Annotated in this window: 15 protein-coding genes and 1 pseudogene; 10 read left to right on the forward strand and 6 right to left on the reverse strand. The window is 47.2% G+C overall.

Annotated features, from left to right (window positions below):
* The first annotated feature begins 63 nt into the window (after positions 1-63).
* The 8 genes and pseudogenes from ABDW33_RS17410 (at position 64) to ABDW33_RS17445 (ending at position 11,946) form a co-directional block, all read left to right on the forward strand.
* Positions 64-1,482 carry an arylsulfatase gene (locus ABDW33_RS17410; RefSeq protein ID WP_343691359.1) on the forward strand — a complete coding sequence of 473 codons (1,419 nt, stop codon included), beginning with the start codon at positions 64-66 and terminating at the stop codon, positions 1,480-1,482.
* 7 nt (positions 1,483-1,489) lie between these two features.
* Positions 1,490-4,171 carry a glycosyl hydrolase gene (locus ABDW33_RS17415; protein WP_343691360.1) on the forward strand — a complete coding sequence of 894 codons (2,682 nt, stop codon included), beginning with the start codon at positions 1,490-1,492 and terminating at the stop codon, positions 4,169-4,171.
* A 160-nt stretch (positions 4,172-4,331) separates the two neighbouring features.
* Entirely contained in the window at positions 4,332-5,690 is a 1,359-nt protein-coding gene (locus ABDW33_RS17420) for a 3' terminal RNA ribose 2'-O-methyltransferase Hen1 (protein WP_343691361.1), read from the forward strand.
* A 3-nt stretch (positions 5,691-5,693) separates the two neighbouring features.
* Complete coding sequence (locus ABDW33_RS17425) at positions 5,694-8,240, forward strand: polynucleotide kinase-phosphatase (RefSeq protein WP_343691362.1); 2,547 nt, start codon at positions 5,694-5,696, stop codon at positions 8,238-8,240.
* A 96-nt stretch (positions 8,241-8,336) separates the two neighbouring features.
* Positions 8,337-9,196, forward strand: a pseudogene (locus ABDW33_RS17430) (ADP-ribosylglycohydrolase family protein).
* Positions 9,197-9,214: 18 nt separating this feature from the next.
* The gene (locus ABDW33_RS17435) at positions 9,215-10,117 is read left to right on the forward strand and encodes a helix-turn-helix transcriptional regulator (protein ID WP_343691363.1); all 903 of its coding nucleotides are present in this window, start codon (positions 9,215-9,217) and stop codon (positions 10,115-10,117) included.
* Positions 10,118-10,270: 153 nt separating this feature from the next.
* Positions 10,271-11,116 carry an SDR family NAD(P)-dependent oxidoreductase gene (locus tag ABDW33_RS17440; RefSeq protein WP_343691364.1) on the forward strand — a complete coding sequence of 282 codons (846 nt, stop codon included), beginning with the start codon at positions 10,271-10,273 and terminating at the stop codon, positions 11,114-11,116.
* Between the two features lie 20 nt (positions 11,117-11,136).
* The gene (locus ABDW33_RS17445; RefSeq protein ID WP_343691365.1) at positions 11,137-11,946 is read left to right on the forward strand and encodes an SDR family NAD(P)-dependent oxidoreductase; all 810 of its coding nucleotides are present in this window, start codon (positions 11,137-11,139) and stop codon (positions 11,944-11,946) included.
* A gap of 454 nt (positions 11,947-12,400) precedes the next feature.
* Here the strand turns inward: ABDW33_RS17445 and ABDW33_RS17450 are convergent, their stop codons facing one another.
* Positions 12,401-12,571, reverse strand: coding sequence for a hypothetical protein (locus ABDW33_RS17450; RefSeq protein WP_343691366.1), 171 nt, complete (start codon positions 12,569-12,571; stop codon positions 12,401-12,403).
* A gap of 129 nt (positions 12,572-12,700) precedes the next feature.
* Between ABDW33_RS17450 and ABDW33_RS17455 the strand changes: the two genes are divergently transcribed.
* Together ABDW33_RS17455 and ABDW33_RS17460 are read left to right on the forward strand one after the other, a co-directional pair.
* On the forward strand, positions 12,701-14,458 hold the full coding sequence (locus ABDW33_RS17455; protein WP_343691367.1) for an ABC transporter ATP-binding protein: 1,758 nt from the start codon (positions 12,701-12,703) through the stop codon (positions 14,456-14,458).
* Positions 14,400-16,196, forward strand: a complete 1,797-nt coding sequence (locus ABDW33_RS17460; RefSeq protein ID WP_343691368.1) for an ABC transporter ATP-binding protein — start codon at positions 14,400-14,402, stop codon at positions 16,194-16,196. Before ABDW33_RS17455 ends, ABDW33_RS17460 begins: the two co-directional genes overlap by 59 nt.
* 80 nt (positions 16,197-16,276) lie before the next feature.
* Here ABDW33_RS17460 and ABDW33_RS17465 read toward each other — a convergent pair whose 3' ends face one another.
* From ABDW33_RS17465 to ABDW33_RS17485, 5 genes are all read right to left on the reverse strand, one after another.
* Positions 16,277-16,675, reverse strand: coding sequence for a DUF1634 domain-containing protein (locus tag ABDW33_RS17465; protein WP_343691369.1), 399 nt, complete (start codon positions 16,673-16,675; stop codon positions 16,277-16,279).
* 5 nt (positions 16,676-16,680) lie between these two features.
* Complete coding sequence (locus tag ABDW33_RS17470) at positions 16,681-17,517, reverse strand: sulfite exporter TauE/SafE family protein (protein WP_343691370.1); 837 nt, start codon at positions 17,515-17,517, stop codon at positions 16,681-16,683.
* A 10-nt stretch (positions 17,518-17,527) separates the two neighbouring features.
* On the reverse strand, positions 17,528-18,181 hold the full coding sequence (locus ABDW33_RS17475; protein ID WP_343691371.1) for an FCD domain-containing protein: 654 nt from the start codon (positions 18,179-18,181) through the stop codon (positions 17,528-17,530).
* A 127-nt stretch (positions 18,182-18,308) separates the two neighbouring features.
* Positions 18,309-19,238, reverse strand: coding sequence for an acyl-CoA desaturase (locus tag ABDW33_RS17480; protein ID WP_343691372.1), 930 nt, complete (start codon positions 19,236-19,238; stop codon positions 18,309-18,311).
* A gap of 61 nt (positions 19,239-19,299) precedes the next feature.
* The gene (locus ABDW33_RS17485; protein ID WP_343691373.1) at positions 19,300-20,946 is read right to left on the reverse strand and encodes a TPM domain-containing protein; all 1,647 of its coding nucleotides are present in this window, start codon (positions 20,944-20,946) and stop codon (positions 19,300-19,302) included.
* Between the last annotated feature and the right edge of the window lie 180 nt (positions 20,947-21,126).

The raw sequence follows: 21,126 nt of genomic DNA on the forward strand, positions 1-21,126 counted from the left end.
ATAAATTACTAGTCTATCAAATTTGTAGGTTTTTGTACATTAGCCAACAGAAAATGAAAAACTATGCAATGTAGCTTTTACAAAATATTGCTGGCAGGCTGCCTGCTTATTTCCGCTATTCCCGCCATGGCACAGCAAAAGAAGCATCCTGACAAACCCAATATCATCTTTATCCTGGCAGACGATCTGGGTTATGGCAACCTCACATCATATAACCCCAAGAGCCCGATTCCAACCCCAAATATTGATAACCTGGGGACAGAGGGCATCCGCTTTACCCGCTTTTATGCCGGTAATACGGTTTGTGCACCCTCCCGTTGTGCATTACTAACGGGGAGGAATATGGGACATGCTTACATCAGGGGCAATACCCGCCTGCCATTACGCCCGCAGGATAGTACCATGGCGCAGCTACTGCAGCAGAATGGCTATGCTACAGGGATGTTCGGCAAATGGGGCCTGGGCGAAATAGGAACGACCTGCTCTCCGGAAATTAAAGGCTTTGATGAGTTTTATGGCTACCTGAATCAAAGCCATGCACATGACTATTATACCAGTTACCTCTTCCAGGTAAGAAAAGGCAGGATCAGTAAGATCCCTCATGATACGACGGTGTTTACCCATGATGATATCATGGAACATGCTTATTCTTTTATCAATGAAAATAAGGACAAACCGTTCTTTCTATACCTTTCTATTACCATTCCGCACGCAGAACTGGCTCCCCCGCAAAAGGACCTGCAGCAATGGCTGAATCCTGATGGGAGTTCCAGGCTGGCGCCTGAAACACCCTACGTGCAGAATCGGAGCACCTATCGCAGCCAGCAGTACCCCCATGCCGCATTTGCAGCCATGGTAAGTAAGCTCGATCAAAATGTAGGGCAGATCCAGGCACTGATTAAACAACTGGGACTGGATGATAACACTTATATTTTCTTCACCAGTGATAACGGACCTCACAGGGAAGGAGGTGCTGATCCTGCCTACTTTAATAGCGCCGGGCCGTTGAAAGGTCTGAAACGGGACCTGTATGAAGGGGGCATCCGCGTGCCACTGCTGGTACGTGCACCCGGTCGTGTTCCTGCCGGCAAAGTCAGCGGAGAGGAATGGGCATTCTGGGACGTGCTGCCTACATTGAGTGCGTTGACCCAATCAAAGACCCTGGCGGGCATCGATGGCCTGAACTATTCAGCGGCACTGGCAGGCAGGAAACCAGCAAAGACACATGATTACCTGTACTGGCAGTTTAATGAAGGCTATATCCAGGAGGCTGTATTACAGGGTGACTGGAAATTGATCCGTTTTAAATACAAAGGAAAACAGGAAAGATTTGAATTGTACAATATAGTTGACGATATTGGCGAGACAAAGGACCTTGCTGCTGATAACCCGGCTAAAGTGAAGGCGCTCCAGGCCATCATGGCAAAAGCGAAAACCCCGGCAGAGAATAGGGAATTTGACTGGTCTGATACCGAGAAATAAAAGATATATGCATCCACGTTTTTACCGGCTGGCTACCATTGGCCTGCTCTTTTGCGCCTTTCAGGCGACTGCACAAACCTCTGTATGGCCTTCTGTAAAGAAGGAAACAAAGCCATGGACCCGCTGGTGGTGGATGGGAAACGCCGTGGATAGCGCAGGCCTGACCAATGCCCTGCATACCTACAATGAAGTGGGATTGGGTGGGGTAGAAATAGCACCTATTTATGGGGCAAAAGGGTTTGAAAGGAAGTATGTGAACTTTCTGTCACCCCAATGGCTGCATTTGCTGAACCTGACCATCCGGCAGGCGACCCGTTTACACATGGGGGTGGATCTCACTACAGGCACTGGCTGGCCTTTCGGCGGCCCACAAATAGACCTGAAGCATGCAGCTGCCAGGATGGAGCTGAGAGTGCTCCGGCAATCTATAGATACAGCACTACCCGAAAAGATAGATACCACACCCGGCATCCTGCAGGCGTTGGTGGCCTACAATGGCGCCACACCGGAATCTATTTCAGACAAAGTGAAAAATGGTACCCTTCACTGGCAGCACCCTGCCGGTAATATCAGTGTATATGCACTGTATAGCTCCCATACTAAACAGAAGGTTAAACGTGCAGCGCCTGGAGGAGAGGGATATACACTGGATCATCTTTCTGCGGAAGCAGTACAGGTATACCTGCATCGCTTTGATACCGCTTTTCATGGTAAAGTACCTGGTATCAGGGCGTTCTACAATGATAGTTACGAAGTATACGGCGCCGACTGGACACCTTCTTTTTTACCTGAGTTTAAGAAGCGGAGGGGCTATGACCTCACACCTTTTATAAAGGAATTGACCGGAAAAGGAACCGGCGATACGACCGCCCGGATAAAATCTGATTACAGGGAAACAATGGCCGACCTGCTGCTGGATAATTTTACAAAGCCCTGGACAGCCTGGGCGCATCATTCCCATCGTATTACCCGGAACCAGGCCCACGGCTCGCCGGGGAACCTGATTGACTTATACGCAACAGTAGATATCCCGGAGTGCGAGACCTTCGGGTCCACTTACTTTCCTATTCCTGGCCTGAGAAGGGATAGTGCAGATATCCGGAATGTAAGCCCCGATCCGATTATGATGCAGTTTGCTACGTCTGCTGGTCATATTGCAGGGCACCCGCTTATTTCCAGTGAGACATTTACGTGGTTGACAGAGCATTTTAAGACGTCATTGTCGCAATGTAAACCAGAGGTAGAGCAGGCGTTTCTGGCTGGGGTGAACCATGTGTTTTATCATGGAACTACGTATTCTCCAAAGGAGGTGCCTTTTCCGGGTTGGTTGTTTTATGCCTCGGTGAATTTTGTGCCTGCTAATAGCTGGTGGTCACATTTGCCGGGACTGAATGAATATATCACAAGAGTGCAATCCGTGTTACAGGCAGGTAAGCCGGACAACGATGTGCTGGTGTACTGGCCGGTATATGATATATGGAACGACGCGGCTGGGATGGAAATGCCATTGTCCGTGCATCATATTGATAAGTGGTTGTACCCCACCGATTTTTATAAGCAGGTGATGGGGTTGCAGCAGAAGGGGTTCACATTGGATTTTGTGTCGGATCATTGGATAGATAAAACGAAGGGATACAAAGGTTTGATCATTCCGAAGGCACACTTCCTGCCACTAAGTACTCTGAAGAAGATTATTGCACTGGCAGACAGCGGTACCAGGGTCATTTTCGATGCATTGCCAGAAGATGTACCGGGATTGAATGACCTCGAAGCACGCAGAAAAGAAATGAAGGTACTCCTGAAATCTCTGGCAGGTAAAAAGAATGTCATCATCACAGCTGATGTGGAAAGTGCACTATACCAGCTGGGCGTGCGTCGTGAAGCATTGACAGATGCAGGGCTGAAATTCATTCGCCGGAAAGAAGGAGCAGATACCTGGTATTACCTGGTGAATCATACAGCAGGTACAATAGAAAAAAACATCCCGATTAACAGCCGTGTATCCCGTGTGATACTGTTAGATCCATTAAGAGGAGATAGCGGATTGGCGGCAATTTCGGCAACTGATACCACTACTTTGGTAAAGGTACAGTTGGCCGCCGGAGAATCTGTTATACTAAAGGCAGAAGGCATGCATTCAAAAGCGAACTACCCTGCATGGATGTATTTGAATACTTCCACTGCGCAGGAACCAGTGATCCTGTCCGGGCCCTGGCAATTGGAATTCAAAGATGGAGGGCCATTTATTCCCGCTGCTGTAAAACTGGATAGCCTGGTAGATTGGACTACATTACTGGATACAGCTGTTACATCTTTCTCAGGAAAAGGCGTCTATACCACAAATTTTAATCTACCCGCCAGGAGTGCCAGAGAATACCTGCTCCGCCTGGATAAAGTGCATGAAAGTGCGCATATATGGGTTAACGGACAGGATGCAGGCATTATGTGGAGCATTCCTTTTACACTGAGAATCGGCAAATACCTGCGCGCCGGTAAGAACGAAATTCGTATTGAAGTCGCTAATCTCATGGCAAATCGTATCAGGTACATGGACCAACACCATATACCCTGGCGGCAGTATCATGAAATCAATTTCGTGAATATTAACTACAAGGATTTCGATGCTTCGAACTGGCAGATACAGCCTTCGGGGTTAGCTGGCCAGGTAACGATTACCGCATTTAATTAAAATCCCGGGCATATCAGCCCTTTCACTGAAGTGACCGACAGGAAGGTGAAGGAGTGCGAAAGTCTCCTTTCATCTTCAGGGGAATTATATGTCAGCACAACTGCGCAAATACCCTTCACACATCTTTCTCAAATTTGCAGATATATTTTATATTGCAAATATGTTATTAACTATCACAAACTTACGTTACCCCGCTACTGACCTGAGTTTCTTGCTTCACAAACATCCCGCAAAGGTTCAATCTGTTGAAGTTGTAAACGGCAAAGCACATGTCTTTTACCCGGAAGTAAGCGAAGAAAAATGTACCTGCGCGATATTGCTGGACATGGACCCTGTTGGACTGGTCAGGAACAGTGACGGCAACTCCTTTGCTTTGGATCAATACGTTAATGACCGCCCTTATGTTGCTTCCTCTTTTATGGCCAGCGCCATATCAAAGGGCTTTAGCTCTGCGCTGAATGGCAACTGCAAAGCCAGACCAGAATTGGTAGACATACCTCTGCAACTTGAAGTAAAGTTGTCTGTCCTCTCCATCAGAGGAGGCGAACCCATATTGCAGCAATTGTTCGAACCACTGGGATATGAAATTTCCGCTATACAGCATCCTCTGGATCCGCATTTTCCTGAATGGGGCAATAGCCGGTACTTTACAGTGACCCTGAAGCATACCATCACCCTGCAGGCTTTGCTTTCCCATCTATATGTACTCATCCCGGTTATGGACAATGAAAAACATTACTGGGTAAATGAAGATGAGATCACAAAGCTCATGAACAAAGGGAAAGGCTGGCTGGAAGCACATCCTGCAAGGGAACTGATTGTGCGCCGGTACCTGCGTAATCAGCATAAGCTCTCCAACGAAGCACTGGCAGCCATGACTGTATTGGAAGATGCGCCTGTGGTAGAAAAAGAGCCGAAACAACGCCTGCATGATGTGAGATTGCAAGCAGTCAGCGATGAAATCGCGCGCCTGCCGGTGACATCCATCATCGACCTGGGATGCGGGGAGGGGCGCCTGCTTAAACTGCTCCTGGAGAATAAACAATTGCAGCGCATCACGGGTATGGATGTTTCAGCCTACAGCCTTGAAATAGCCGCCAGAAGGCTCAAACTGGATAAGATGATCGACAGCCAGCGTAAGCGTATCAATCTCCTGCAGGGATCTCTTTTATACCGCGATAAGCGCTTACAGGGCTATGACGTCGCTACAATGGTTGAAGTGATAGAACACCTGGACGAAGACAGGTTGACGGCATTGGAAAAGAATGTATTCAACGAAATTCAACCCAGCACAGTCGTGCTCACTACGCCTAACAAGGAATGGAACTCGACCTTCACCGAAGATGAAAATAAAATGCGTCATGCAGATCACCGGTTCGAATGGACACGTGCTGAATTCCAGGCATGGTGTGAGCACATCAGAGACGCATATAAATATACCTACGACATAAAGCCATTGGGTGAGGAGATCGAAGCGGTAGGCGCACCCAGCCAGATGGCCATTTTCTCAAAACAATAACGAATGATGACATTAAATATTCCGGAACTTTCCCTGGTGGTATTGGTAGGCGCATCGGGATCAGGGAAAAGTACCTTTGCAAAAAAATGGTTCAGGCCATCAGAGATCGTTAGCAGTGATGCTATCCGGCTGATGCTTAGCAATGATGAAAATACCACCGGCATCTCTGAAGATGCATTTGAACTACTGCACCTTATCATCGCCAAAAGGCTGAAGAGAGGCTTGCTCACAGTAGTAGACGCCACCAACGTAAACACACAATACAGGAAACAACTGGTGTCGCTGGCAAGGGAATACCATGTATTGCCTGTAGCGATCATCCTGAATATGTCTGACAGGGTTTGCCAGGATAGAAATAAACTACGTACAGACCGGGACCTGCCATCACGGGTGATCAAGGGCCAGATGATGGCATTGAAAAGTGGGATCAGCAAGATCAGGGAAGAAGGATTTAGACGGCATTTTGAATTCCGAACTCCGGAAGCGCTAAACGACATACAGGGCATTGTCAGAGAGCCGCTCTACAATGATCTCAAAACTGAAGAAGGACCTTTCGATATCATCGGTGATATACATGGTTGTTACGACGAACTGTGTACACTGCTTACGAAACTGGGTCATACCGTAGATAAGGAGGCCCATCGTGTGACCGTCGGCAATGGCAGAAAACTGATCTTCCTGGGTGACCTTGTTGATAGAGGGCCAGCTTCGCCTGCTGTACTAAAACTCGTGATGCAGGCGACGACAGAAAAGATCGCTTATTGTGTGCCGGGTAACCATGACGCCAAATTACTGAAATACCTGACAGGCAGGAATGTACAGCTTCAGCACGGCCTGAAGCAGACAGTAGAACAGCTGGAAGGCACCGATCAGGAATGGATAGAAGCCCTGAAAAAATGGTTGGATGGCCTTGTGAGCCATTATGTACTGGATCATGGCAACCTGGTAGTTGCACATGCGGGACTCAAGGAAAGCATGCAGGGCCGGGGATCTGGTGCAGTGAGAGAATTCTGTTTATATGGTGAAACCACCGGAGAAACCGATGAATTTGGACTACCTGTGCGTTTCAACTGGGCGGCGAATTACAGTGGTAAGGCGGCTGTCGTATACGGTCACACACCGGTGGTGCGTCCTGAATGGTTCAATAACACAATTGATATAGATACAGGTTGTGTATTTGGCGGTAGCCTGACAGCGCTGCGTTATCCTGAAAGAGAATTGGTGAGTGTGCCTGCTGCACAGGAATATGCGGTACCCGCAAGACCGATCAAAGCGTCAATGAATGAACTGAGTTTACAGCAGACGCATGATAGTGTACTTGACATCAGTGACGTCATAGGAAAACAACTGATAGAAACGCGCCTGATGAAAAAGATCAGTATCCGTGAGGGTAATGCCGCAGCTGCATTGGAAATCATGAGCCGTTTCGGGGTAAATCCTAAATGGCTGATCTATCTGCCTCCTACAATGTCTCCAACTGCTACCAGTGCATTGCCTGATTACCTGGAACATCCTGCTGAGGCATTCAGCTATTTCGCAGGAGAAGGGGTAAAGAAGGTCATTTGTGAGGAAAAGCATATGGGCTCGAGGGCAGTGGTGATAGTATGTAAAGATAAAAAGGTGGTAAAAGAGCGTTTCGGCATCATAGAAGAAAGTATCGGTATCATCTATACCCGCACCGGGCGTGTGTTTTTTGATGATGAGGGCATAGAGCAGGCTTTCCTGAAAAAAATCGCAGCCATCATTACAGCACGTGGTGGATGGGAGGCCTTTGATACAGACTGGATGTGCCTGGATTGTGAGCTGATGCCATGGAACCTGAAAGCACAGCAGTTGCTGCGTAATCAATATGGTGCCACAGCAGCTGCAGGCAGGTATGCCATGATGGATGCGGTAGCAAGCCTGGAGCAGGCGGCTACTAATCCGGATGCGTTGCCACTGTTGAGAGAGTATAGAGACAGGGCCATCATGGTCGATCAGTTTGCCACAGCTTACAGGCAATATTGCTGGGATGTGAAGGGACTGGACGATTATCAGCTGGCACCGTTTCACTTATTAGCTACAGAAGGCAGGACTTACTTCGATAAGGACCATGAATGGCATATGGAGCAGTTAGCTGTATTTGCCGGTGGTGAAGGGAATCCCGTCATTGCGACGAAGTATCAGGTCGTCGACCTGGCCGATGACGCAAAGGTGGCTGATGCCACGGCGTGGTGGATATCTATGACAACAAATGGGGGAGAAGGGATGGTGGTAAAACCATATGACTTTATCACGATGAATGAGAAGTTCTTTGTGCAGCCTGCAGTGAAGGTGAGGGGGAGAGAATATTTGCGGATTATTTATGGACCTGAGTATACGTTGGAAAGAAACCTGACCCGGTTAAAAGAGAGAGGATTGAGTACAAAGCGGATCATGGCGCAAAAGGAGTTTGCGCTGGGCGTGGAGGCGTTGGAAAGATTTGCGGGTAAGGCGCAGTTGAGTAGGGTGCATCAATGTGTGTTTGGTGTGCTGGCGATGGAGAGTGAGGCGGTGGATCCGAGATTGTAACAAGTGCATATCAGGGTTGGTAATTACAGTATGTGAACGATCCTGATTCATGGTATAAATACGTATGTGATTTATTCGAACTGGAGACTATTAACTATGCATATAGCAGATCGGTTTAAAGGCTGTATTATCGGTGGCGCCATTGGCGATGCCTGGGGAAGTGCCTGGGAGTCTGACAATCAAATGGATGACCAGACGACCTGGTACTGGGGCAAAAAGCCCGAGCCGGATCGCAGCTGGAAGTTAACAGACGATACACAACTCACGCTCGCAACGTGTGAGATATTAGGGATGCACAGGAAAATTGAGCCTGCCGTACTGGCGGCTCATTTTCTATTATATTACAAGCAAGGAAGGCTAAGCGGGGTAGGGGCCAGCACGCTCAAAGCCCTGAGAGATCTCGAAGCGGTATTCCATGGCAATACGCTGGCCGTATAGGGGAGTATGCTGCTGGTAATGGCGCTGCAATGCGAATTGCGCCGCTGGCATTTTGTGATATTAGCCGGGAAGGGATTTATGATGTTTGCAGGATCACACATCACCATACAGAAGCCTATGCCGGTGCACTGGCGGTTGTATTGGCGATTAGGGCCATTATCGAAGAAAAGGAAGTATGGACCGCACTTATTGATCACCTGCCTGATACCCTGGTACGTGACAGGATTATTGAAATAGAACGTTGTAATTCTATAACAGCAGCCGCAGCTTTAGGCAATAATGGTTACGTAGTAAACTCAGTACCTCTGGCCATTTTCGCAGCAACTAATGAAAGCGATATGGAACAAATGTATATCGAGTTAATCAAAGCTGGTGGTGATACCGATACCAATGCCTCTATAGCTGGTCAGATCCGGGGCGCTCAGCTTGGAATAGATCAAATCCCCGGAACATTGTACAGGAAGCTCCAAATCCTGCCTGAATATGAATGGATACAACGTATCCTCCATTCTGTTTGAATTTCGTAACTTCGCCCCATGGCAAACAGGGAAACACTCGAAGACTTTTACCAGCATAAATTTAACTGGCTGCCTGATAACCTCAAACAGGATATCGGGCATTTTAACGTATTTCGAATAGAAGACACACTCGCCCCCGGCGCTACACCTATTCATTATGCCCGCAGGGATTTTTATAAAATCAGCCTGGTCCGTGGCCGTACTGTCTACCATTACGCAGATAAAAGTATAGAAACAGACGGGACTGCCCTGATGTTCTTTAATCCTAACGTACCTTATACATACGAGTCTTTGAATGACGAGAGGAGCGGCTTCTTCTGTATCTTCAAAGAGTCATTTTTCACCGAATCATTGAGAACAAACATCAATGAACTCCCCATGTTCGCTACCGGCAGCAAACCAGCCTACATGCTGAACAAAACCCAGGATAAGCATGTCAGTGCCATCTTTAAGAAGATGCTGGAGGAGATCAACTCCGATTATAAATATAAGTATGACCTGTTGCGGAACTATGTAACTGAAATGATTCACTATGCCCTGAAGATGCAACCGTCTGAAATGCTGTACCAGCATACAGATGCCAATGCCCGCATTACAGCCATCTTTACAGAGTTGCTTGAAAGACAATTCCCGATAGAAACTACCCACCAGCGCTTTACGATGCGCTCCGCACGTGACTTTGCTGATAAACTGGCGGTCCATGTCAATCACCTGAACAGGGCGATCCGGGAAACGACCGGTAAGACCACGACTGACCATATTGCAGAAAGATTGCTGGGAGAGGCGAAGGCCCTGCTCAAACATACAAACTGGAACATCGCTGAGATCAGTTATAGCCTGGGCTTTGAAGAACCGGCACACTTTAATAATTTCTTTAAGAAGCATACGAGGAGTACACCTTCTTCTTATAGAGTCGTGTAGAAAAAGTGTAATAAGAGGTACCATAGGTCCGTCACTCTCCTCTATTCCTATCTCAAATCGTTGTTGTTTGAATTTTGCAATCAATCGTTTGAACCTTGTAATAACCGGCATCCCTTCCTGGTCTAATTTTGTCCTATCAAAACGAGCAAAGATATGGACAACAAAAAGACCTGGTTTGTAACAGGAGCTTCCAAAGGCCTTGGCCTCACACTGGTAAAGCATTTGCTTACCGCCGGCCAGTCCGTGGCAGCTACTTCCCGCAATGCTGCGGCATTAACTGAAGCCGTAGACACAGATACAACAAATTTCCTTCCCTTACAGGCTGACCTCGCTGATGACAGCAGTGTAGCCGCCGCTATTCAATCTACGATCGAGAAATTCGGCCGGATAGATGTCGTTGTCAATAACGCCGGCTACGGCATCGGCGGCAGCATAGAAGAACTCTCTGACACGGTAACCCGTACCAGCTTTGACATCAATGTGTTCGGTACATTGAACGTTATCAGACATGCACTGCCTTTCATGCGCCGGCAAAGAAGCGGGCATATTATCAATATCTCATCTATCGCTGGTATTTCCGGCAATACAGGCTGGTCTGTATATGCAGCCGCCAAATATGCTGTCACCGGGCTCACAGATGTACTGGCACAGGACGTTAAAGAGTTCGGTATCAACGTTACCTTAGTCGCCCCCGGCGCTTTCCGAACCAGTTTCCTCACGGCCGATTCATTAGTCCTGACAGATACACCTATCGATGATTACACGGCTATCAGGGCTTCTCATGCAAAATATGCTACCATGAACGGGGAGCAGCAGGGTGATCCTGACAAAGCCGCAACAGTCATGATGGAACTGGTCAATATGCCGGAACCACCATTGTATCTGTTATTAGGCAGCGATGCATATAGAAGGGCACTGAATAAACTTGAACAGCTAAGTGAAGCTTTCAAAGCCAGTGAATCATTAACAAAATCCACAGATTACCAGTTGAATTTTTAACGATCAACCCATTATTAATTATGAGTCAAGTTTGGTTTGTAACCGGTGCCTCCAAAGGTTTTGGACGCATCTTAGTATCTCAGTTATTAGCACAGGGATATCAGGTAGCAGCTACCTCCCGTGATGCTGCTTCCTTAAGCGGATTCTCAGGAAATAATTTCCTGCCGCTCACAGTTTCCCTCACAGACGAGGCCAGCGTGAAAGCTGCAATTGACAAGACTATTAACACCTTTGGTAAAATAGATGTAGTCGTAAACAATGCCGGCTATGGCCAGGTAGGCGCTTTAGAAGAAGTAAGTGACAAAGATGCGCGTGAGAACTACAACGTGAATGTATTTGGCCTGCTGAATGTAATCAGGCAAGTGATGCCACATTTACGTGAACAACGCTCCGGGCATATCATCAATATCGCATCTGTAGGTGGCATGCTGGGCGGTTTCCCGGGTTGGGCCATCTATTGTTCTACGAAGTTTGCAGTAGTAGGATTGACAGAAGGACTGCGTGAAGAGATCCGGGAATTCGGTGTGAAAGCAACAGTAGTACTACCAGGTTATTTCAGAACCTCCTTCTTAGGTGCCGATCTGAGCGTCACTGAAAGTAAATACCAGTCAGTAAAGGATTCTATCCAGTGGCATGCGGACATGAATGGTAAACAACCCGGAGATCCGGAAAAAGGGGTAGCAGCTATCATTGAAATGGCAAAAAGTGAAAATCCTCCGTTGAATTTCCTGATTGGAAAGGATGCTTTTGAAATGGTGCCTGAAAAATTTAAGAGCGTGCTGGATGAGATCAATGAATGGAAGGAACTTACTGTGAATACTGTTTATTAATGTGAGGCGCTGTCTCACATGGCGCACAGTCTGATGTAACAGCATGCTAATAAAAAAGGTACCGCTCGCTGCATAAAATGACACAAAAGTTGGTCTTTTTTTAAACGTGAAAAATGCGTAACTTCATTACTCATCAAAGAAAAGGAGGTATTCATGGCATCTACAGTATATTCATGGAAACCTTCAGTTAGTATCGCCTAACTGGGTTGCTCCATCAAAAATAACTGTGACGCGGACGCGTCAAATTTCCGCTCCGGGCAAAACACCCGGAGCATTTTTTTTGAAACACCCAACGGCACTTTTGAGCAAAAAATCTTCCCATTATCCAACTATGCCCCAACGGTACTATTGAGCAATCAATCACATCATTATCCAACTATGCCCCAACGGTACTATTGAGCAATCAATCACATCATTATCCACCTCCGCCCCAACGGCACTTTTGAGCAATCAATCACATCATTATCCGCCTCCGCCCCAACGATACTATTGAACAGCCAATCACACCATTATTCAACTCTTCCAACGACGCTTTTGAGCAACCAATCTTCCCATTATCCACCTCCGTCCTCACACACTTTTGAACACCATCCTGCAAAACACCTCTCCCAGGTCCCTTTTTCATAATAACCAAATTATTTTCCACTATTTATCAAGTGTTATAAAATATCCCGATCCCTCCTTCGTCTACCATTTTGGCGTAAATTAGCCGCTGCCGCCGGCACACCGGCAAGACAACTATTACTATTACTTTATGAGGAAAAAACAAAGCCCCCCTGCTGACAAAGCACCGGCCCTTCCTGGTATCACCTCCATCCTGAAGCCCTACAAAGGAATGCTCACCCTGCTGATCTTCCTGGCCCTGCTCAGCAATGGCCTGAACCTGGTTTTGCCCTGGCTCATCTCCAGAGGAATCGACGCCTACACCAATGACCACCTCAATATGTCGGGACTGGTCACAGAATTCGTGGTCGCTGCCGCATGCATATTCATCTTAAGCTACCTGCAGAGCGTGATCCAAACCTACACCTCTGAGAAAGTGGCACGTGAACAGCGTACCAAACTGGCCGACAAGATCTCCCGTCAGCAATACGCCGCCATCCAGGCCGCCAACCCATCCAGGTTACTGACCAACCTTACCTCCGATATTGACACAGTAAAACTGTTCGTATCACAGGGTATCGTGTCCGTGTCTTCCTCCCTTTTTATTATCATCGGCGCCAGCACCCTGCTCCTCGTCATGAACTGGAAACTGGGACTCTGTGTCATCACCATCATCCCGGTCATTGGCCTGGCCTTCTACATGGTGCTCAATAAGGTACGGGCCATCTTTAAAAAGAGCAGGGAAGTGATCGACCGCCTGAATAAAATCATCAATGAAAGTGTCATGGGCGCTGCCCTCATCCGCGTGCTCAATGCCCAGCAACAGGAGTACGACCGCTTCATCACACCCAACGGCGAATCCAGAACACTAGGCATGGCCGTAGTACGGCTTTTTGCCGGACTGGTTCCTGTCATCTCCTTCATGGCAAATATGTCCCTGCTGGCCATACTGCTGCTCGGTGGCCATTTCGTCATCACAGGAAGCATGTCACTCGGTGAACTGGCCGCCTATAACAGCTACGTTGCCATCCTTATCTTCCCCATCGTTGTCATCGGCTTTATGAGTGGCCTCATCGCTCAATCTGCCGCATCCTATGCCCGCATTGCCGAAGTGCTCTACGCACCCGATGTCGTCGATACCGGTACGATACAGCGTAAGATCGATGGCGACGTAACAATGGAAAACATCCACCTGACACTCGCCGGCAAACCTGTTTTGAAAAATATCTCTTTCAGCGTAAAAGCTGGTACCCGCACCGCCATCATCGGTCCTACAGCGGCAGGAAAAACCCAGTTGCTCAACGTACTCGTTGGCCTTCTCAATCCCAATGAGGGAAAGGTTACCTACGATGGTACCGACCTGAAAGAATACGATAAGGAACATCTGTTACAACAAATAGGTCTCGTATTCCAGGATAGTATCCTGTTCAATATGAGCTTAAAGGAAAACATCGCTTTCAACGACTCCGTCAGCGATGCACTGATGGACAAAGCCATCTCCACCGCAGAACTCAAAGACTTTATCACGACCCTGCCGGAAGGTATGGAAACCATCGTTTCCGAACGTGGTACCAGCTTGTCAGGTGGTCAGAAGCAACGCCTGATGCTGGCAAGAGCACTGGCGATCAACCCGACCATTTTACTGCTGGACGACTTCACCGCCAGGGTAGACCCTAATACAGAACAACGCATTCTGCAAAATGTACAGGAAAATTACCCGGATCTGACCCTGATCTCTGTGACGCAAAAGATCGCTTCTGCTGCTCACTTCGATCAGATCATCCTCCTGATGGAAGGAGAGGTGGTGGCTATCGGCACACATAGTGAGCTGATGCAATCCTGCCCTGAATATGTACAGATCTATAACTCTCAACGCAGCACCAGCAACTATGAGCTACAACCTGAATAAACTGGCTGCGGGCCAGGAAACGAAAACCGGTAAGGTGCTCAGGAACTTTTTACCTTATCTGCGACCAGACCGGAATACACTGCTCGCCGCGATATTCGCGATCCTGATCAGTACCTCCATGAACTTATCTATCCCTATCCTGATAGGGCATACTATCGACGTATACGTTACACACAAAGACTATAACGGTGTCCTGTTATTCTCAGGCATCCTCTTTGGCATATTCCTCATTTCCCTTACTGCCAGCTATTTTCAGACAAGCCTCATGGGAACGGTGGGTCAGAATATCCTGTACCGGCTGCGCAACGATGTTTTCAGCCGCCTGCAGGCATTGCCGATCGCTTTCTTCAACCAGAACAAAGCCGGCGACCTCATTTCCCGCATCAATAATGATACGGACAAATTGAACCAGTTCTTCGCACAATCACTGGTACAATTCATATCCGGTTTCGCCTCCATGATCGGCGCCGCCATCTTCCTGCTCAGTATCCATTTCACATTGGGTATTGCCGCCATTGCCCCGGCATTGTTATTACTGATCGTCACCAGGATTACTGGTCCGATCGTAAAAAAGAAGAACGCAGAGAATATGAAAAGCACGGGCAGCATGAGTGCAGAGATCCAGGAAAGCCTGAATAATTTCAAAGTGATCATTGCCTTTAACCGCAGAGATTATTTCCGCAATCGCTTTGATATTGCCAATAATGAGCAATACAAAACCGCGGTCACTGCAGGGCTGGTAAATAACTTCTTCATGCCTTTATTCAGCCTCTGTGCCAACCTCGCACAACTGGCCGTTTTAGCATACGGTATCTACCTCATTTCCCAACATGAGTTCACTATCGGCTTACTCATTAGTTATCTGTCTTACTGTACTTACTTCTACAACCCAATGCGCCAGTTCGCTATCCTGTACACGAACTTCCAGGTAGCTATGGCCGGATGGGACAGGATCTCGCATATCCTCAATATGGAGTCTGACCTGCATGTAGTACCCGCTGCCATTAAGGAAACAAATGCCCCCCTGCTTACATTTAAAGATGTCAACTTCCATTATCCCGATGGTAAAGACATCCTGCATCATATCAGTTTCGAAATGGAAAAAGGCAAAACCTACGCATTGGTAGGACCTACAGGTGGTGGGAAAACTACGACCGCATCCCTGATCGCGAGGTTGTTTGATCCCACAGGAGGAGAGGTGCTGCTGGACGGAAGAGACATCCGCAGCTTTACTGATGAAGAACGTACCCGGAAGATCGGGTTTATCCTGCAGGAGCCGTTTTTATTTACCGGTAGTATCTACGAGAATATTATCTATGGCAATAAGAAGTACGAACACTATACCATAGAGCAACTCCTCGAGGTAATTCGCACGACCGGGTTAGATACTTTGCTTACCCGTTTCGACGGTGGACTGGAAACACAGGTTGTGAGTAGCGGAGATAGTCTGAGCCTGGGACAGAAACAGCTCATCGCTTTTATGAGAGCGGTGCTGAGAGAACCGGAGTTATTAGTATTGGATGAGGCAACCGCCAATATTGACACGGTCACCGAACAACTCCTCGAAGAGATTTTACAAAAATTACCAGCGCATACCACACGCGTGATCATCGCACATAGATTAAATACGATCGAAAATGCTGATGAGATCTTCTTTATCAATGCAGGAGAAATCGTGCGGGCAGGATCTTTCAGTCATGCTATGAATATGCTGCTGCATCATGAAAGGAATTCATAAAAAGATGCCTGCAACAATTATGTAGCAGCCATCCCCTCAGCGAACTAAAACATCGCTGATAACCAGCAGGACTGGGAGGATCAACCTCCCAGTCCGCTGAATATACTAAAGATAATTATACTCAAAACGATCAGGGTAATCACCACGTAAAGTTTATCTTTTTCCATCGCAAATGCGACAACCGAAAATGCAATACGTGTAATTGGCGTTGCCAATAATACAACGACGCCCAACTGAATAATCGCCATTCCATCCAGTCTGGCAACTCCCTGAAATATACCCGGTAAGTGCCTTACATATTCAGGAGCACCATTGAAAACATGGTATGCCGGTATGCCATTACCATGACTGATCAGGTAGATAATGCCACCAATAAATGCAATCACGCTTGCCGTAATCACGCCCCAGCGTAATTGTTGCCCGATAAACATCTCTACATCTCTTTCCTGCCAGAATTCTTTTGAAAATATCCGTTTCATCGTGCTTACAATTTACCAGTTATACCATTATAGATCATCTGTATGGCCAGTGCGCTGATCACTACACTAAACAACAACCTTAGTTTCTTTACATCCATTTTCATCAGCAGCTTCGAACCACCAAAAGCACCTGCCAATACACCCAATACCACCGGCATCGCAATACCCGGATCAATGTACCCTCTTTGCAGATACACTACAGCACTCGCAGCCGCTGTTACACCAATCATGAAGTTGCTGGTAGTAGTAGATACTTTAAATGGAATCCGCATGACGTTGTCCATCGCTAGTACTTTCAGTGCACCTGAACCTATACCCAGCAAACCAGATACGATTCCCGCAAGCGTCATCAAGGCATATCCTCCACCTACACCACGCACCTTGTAAGGCACCATCTCTCCATTTACAGGGTAGGAGTTGTTCAGTTTGAGCACCTCGGCCAGTTTGCTGTTGCTGGTGTTATCTCCGTGTTCGTTCTTCTTTCGGATCGTCATCGCAGCGCTAAAGAGCAGTACAATACCAAACAGGATCGCTACCAGTGAAGTCGGTGTATAGATCGCCAGCAAAGCACCAATAATTGCCCCTGTCGTCGTTGCAATTTCGAGGAACATACCGATACGTACATTGGTAATACCTTCCTTAATATAAGCCGCCGCAGCCCCGGAAGAGTTAGCGATAGAGGCAACGAGCGAAGCACCCACCGCGTAGCGGATGTCTACATGAAATACAAGTGTGAGCAGAGGGATTAGCACAACGCCTCCCCCGAGACCTGTAAGGCTACCCAGCAGGCCGGCCATGAAAGCCCCGGCAAGCAGGATCAGTGAAAATACTAATATTGACATGACAATAAGTTTAGAAGTTCGTTTCCAGGATTTGTGTAACTACCTTGGTAGCAGCAGCTGCATCCTGGTTTTTAATAGCAGTGAGTAAATCGGCGTGCAACTGGTGCGTTTGTTGAAACTGCTGTACATGCGGTTTTTCACGCTGAGAGAATGATTCCCGTATCACGGTCGTAAAGGTCTGGTACAGGTCTGCCAGCACACTGTTGTGAGAAGCAAGGGCAACCGATTTGTGAAACCTGATATCTGCATCCGCAGCCGCTTCATAATGCGATGATTGAATAGCCAGCGATCTGTCTGCCAGCGCGGCTGAAATGTGTTCAAGGTCCTGCTCATCCCTGAACTGGGCTGCTAGCTTTGCGATTTCTATTTCCAGCAGCGACCTTACCTGGTTTACCTCCAGCCGGGCAGCACGCCTGAGACGCTGGTCCAGCGGCTCATTGTTTTCTATATTACATACAAAGGTGCCAGCGCCCTGTTGTACCCTTAAAATCCCCGCATTGGATAGTGTCTTTATCGCTTCCCGGATCGTTGAGCGGCCTACCTGGAACAGCTCCATCAACACCGGCTCAGGGGGAATAAGCTCACCGGGCTTATATTTACCCAGCGAAATGTCCTGTTGTAATTGGTAGATGACCTTATCTGCCAGTTTAATTGCGTTTGCCATCTTTATTAAACGTCTGATGTTTCACAAAGGTAGGATGTTTTGGTTAAACATCAGATGTTTGGTGTAAAAAAGCATAAAAAAAACTCCCGCCTTTATCAGACGGGAGTTTGACTATTTTGAAATCACATTATTTATTTACTTCTATGGCATCATTCGCTGGGAAACTAGGCTCCAGTCGCTTGCCACCTTCTTTCAACTTGTTCGAATTCTTCACTTTCTCAGGTACCCCCCTGATATCCCACACAATACCAAAAGCACCTAATGTCCTGATAATGTAGTAGGTAATATCAATTTCCCACCAGTAGAAACCTTGTCTTGTAGCAGACTGGTAGTAGTGGTGGTTATTATGCCATCCTTCACCCAGGGTCAGCAGCGCCAGCACCACGCTATTCTTGGAATAGTCGCCGGTTTCATATCTTGGCTTACCTACCTTATGCATCAGGGAGTTGATAGTAAATGTAGCATGGTATACGAGGATCGTACTCAGGAAGAAACCGATCCACAATGTAGAAAGGCCTGCATGCCAGTCGAACCAGCCCGTACCGTTTATTTTATTACCCAGGAAATAGCTCACCGTCATCAACACTAAACCCGGTACCCAGTGGTACTTATTCAACCAGTAAAGCTCAGGTTGTTTGAAATCCTTGATCAGGTCAAAACGGGTTGGTTTATATTCAGGCCCCATGATCCATCCCATATGCGCATACCAAAAACCATATACGTTTGCTGAGTGTGGATCCTCCGGCGTATCAGAGTGTTTGTGGTGAATTCTGTGATTCGCACCCCACCATAACACACCTTTCTGGAAAGTACTCTGTGCACCACCTGCCAGTACAAACTGGAACCAGCGGGACGTTTTAAAAGTACGATGAGAAAAATAGCGATGATATCCGCCGGTGACAAAAAACATCCTTGTTACGTACAAAAATGCGCACAATATCCAATCGAATGTAGTCACATGCGTGAAAAATGCCAGTAAAGGCAGTAAGTGCATACCTAAAAAGTCAATTTGATGCCACCAGTTCGGGCTCTTCCTCAGTTGTTTTTCAGAATTCATAATACAAAAGTATTTATTTATCCTGATATATATCACTGACGAATATCAGTCTCCGGTCATTTTACCAGCTACTTGTTGAGCCCCCGCCGCCAGAAGAGCCACCACCCCAGCTTCCGCCGGAAGAAGAGGAGGAAGAACTGCCTGATGAAGAGGAGGATGATGAGGAACTTAACCTTGCTATAACATAAGGCTCTTTTTTTACATAATTACAGTATCTGCACTCATAAAACTGGATACCTTCTCCCTGTGAATGTTGCGTTGCACGCTTCACTGTTTGCGTATGTGTTGCTTCAAAGGTTTTGTTGTTACATTTTGGACAGGTCGTCACTTTGGTATAAATACTATCGTACCCGATTGTCTTGTGTGTATTGCAATGCTTACATTCCCATACATCGTAAATGACTGATCCAACTTTCTCCTCTGCAGCCTGAATAGCGTTCAGGAAAGGCTTCTTCTTATTTCTGTTCAGCAGCACCATTGGTTGTGAACAGGTGTCGCAGTTATAAGGCTGGTAACGTAGTTGCTTCATCCGCTGCTCATGCCAGCGATAATAAGCGAGGAAAGGTATTGGAAATACAAAGGCTGTAAAGAGCAGGTTCTTATGTGCGATATTCAATGCTTCATAACGTTGATGCCTGTCGGCCATTTCGAGTTTCCGCTCCCTCGCATTTACCAGCATGTACCGGTAGGAGAGATATACGATCCAGGCGCCGTAGCAAAGCCCCAGGGTCATCCAGATGGAATACGATATATCAAGGCCGTAGCAGAGTACCAGCATCACGGTAGCCGGTACAAAGAAGATAAAACATCTTGCCAGCCAGGTGGTGTTGTACAGGTCTCCTTTGTGTTTGTTGCCTTTCAGTACTAAAAATGAAATAGCACTAAAGATGATATAAAAAATATAAAAAACGAACGTGCCTACCCCCGGGCGGGAAATGTCATTCCCTGACGGGATATATGCCGCAGTTTCATCTTCTGTGGCACTTTTGGCACTATCGGCTGCCGGCATAGGGGAATCACTCATTACAATACCACCATCCGGCGTGCTATCCATATTCCCGGTGGTATGATTGCTCCCATGCGCTGCATGGCCGGCAAATGCCTGACCCGCTTCTGCTATGTCGGCAGTTGTGTCTCCGGCCGCTGCCTGTATGGAGGAATCAACTGTCAGCACACCATCGTCAGCCACGTTTACTGCGCCTTCCGGATTTGTCAGCACAGTCGCTACTGCCTGAAGGCCTTTTATTATGCCGGCGTCATAATCATCCTTTTTAAAGTAAGGCAACATCACCGCCTGTTGTATACGAAAGCAGATCACATCAGGCAGATCTCCTTCCAGGCCATACCCGGTTTCAAACCGGATCTTGTGCTGGTCTTTTACAAGCAATACAACTAAACCATTGTTAGTGGCTTTATTGCCCGGCTTCCAGGTGGTAAATATATTGTGCGAGACATCCTCGATCACCTGGTTGCCAATACTATTCAGCAGCACTACGGCAATCTGTGCCTTGCCTGTCTGATCCAGGTTGCCAAGCAGGTCGTTGAGCTGCGCAGTAGCATCCTCCGAAATAATATGATCCGGATTGCTCACGTATCCACCCTGTTTCATAGGATCAGGGATTTCTTCGGCGTAATTGTGTTTTTTAGAAGTACACTGTACCAGTAACAGGAGCAATAAAATGAAAAGCTGACATTTTCTGTTTCTCATGATGGGTCCAAAAGTATAAAAAAAGTAAGTGATCACCCTGCTTTGCGGTCCCCATCCCACTGAATCACTACAATTGTGTATAATAATACCCATTTCTCAGCTATTTTCTAATGAAAAACCTGCAAAAAAGGGTGGCATGAAATTACATCTATTTCTACTAGCAGCATCATCAGAATGAAA

It is taken from the genome of Chitinophaga sp. (assembly GCF_039596155.1).
GTDB lineage: Bacteria > Bacteroidota > Bacteroidia > Chitinophagales > Chitinophagaceae > Chitinophaga.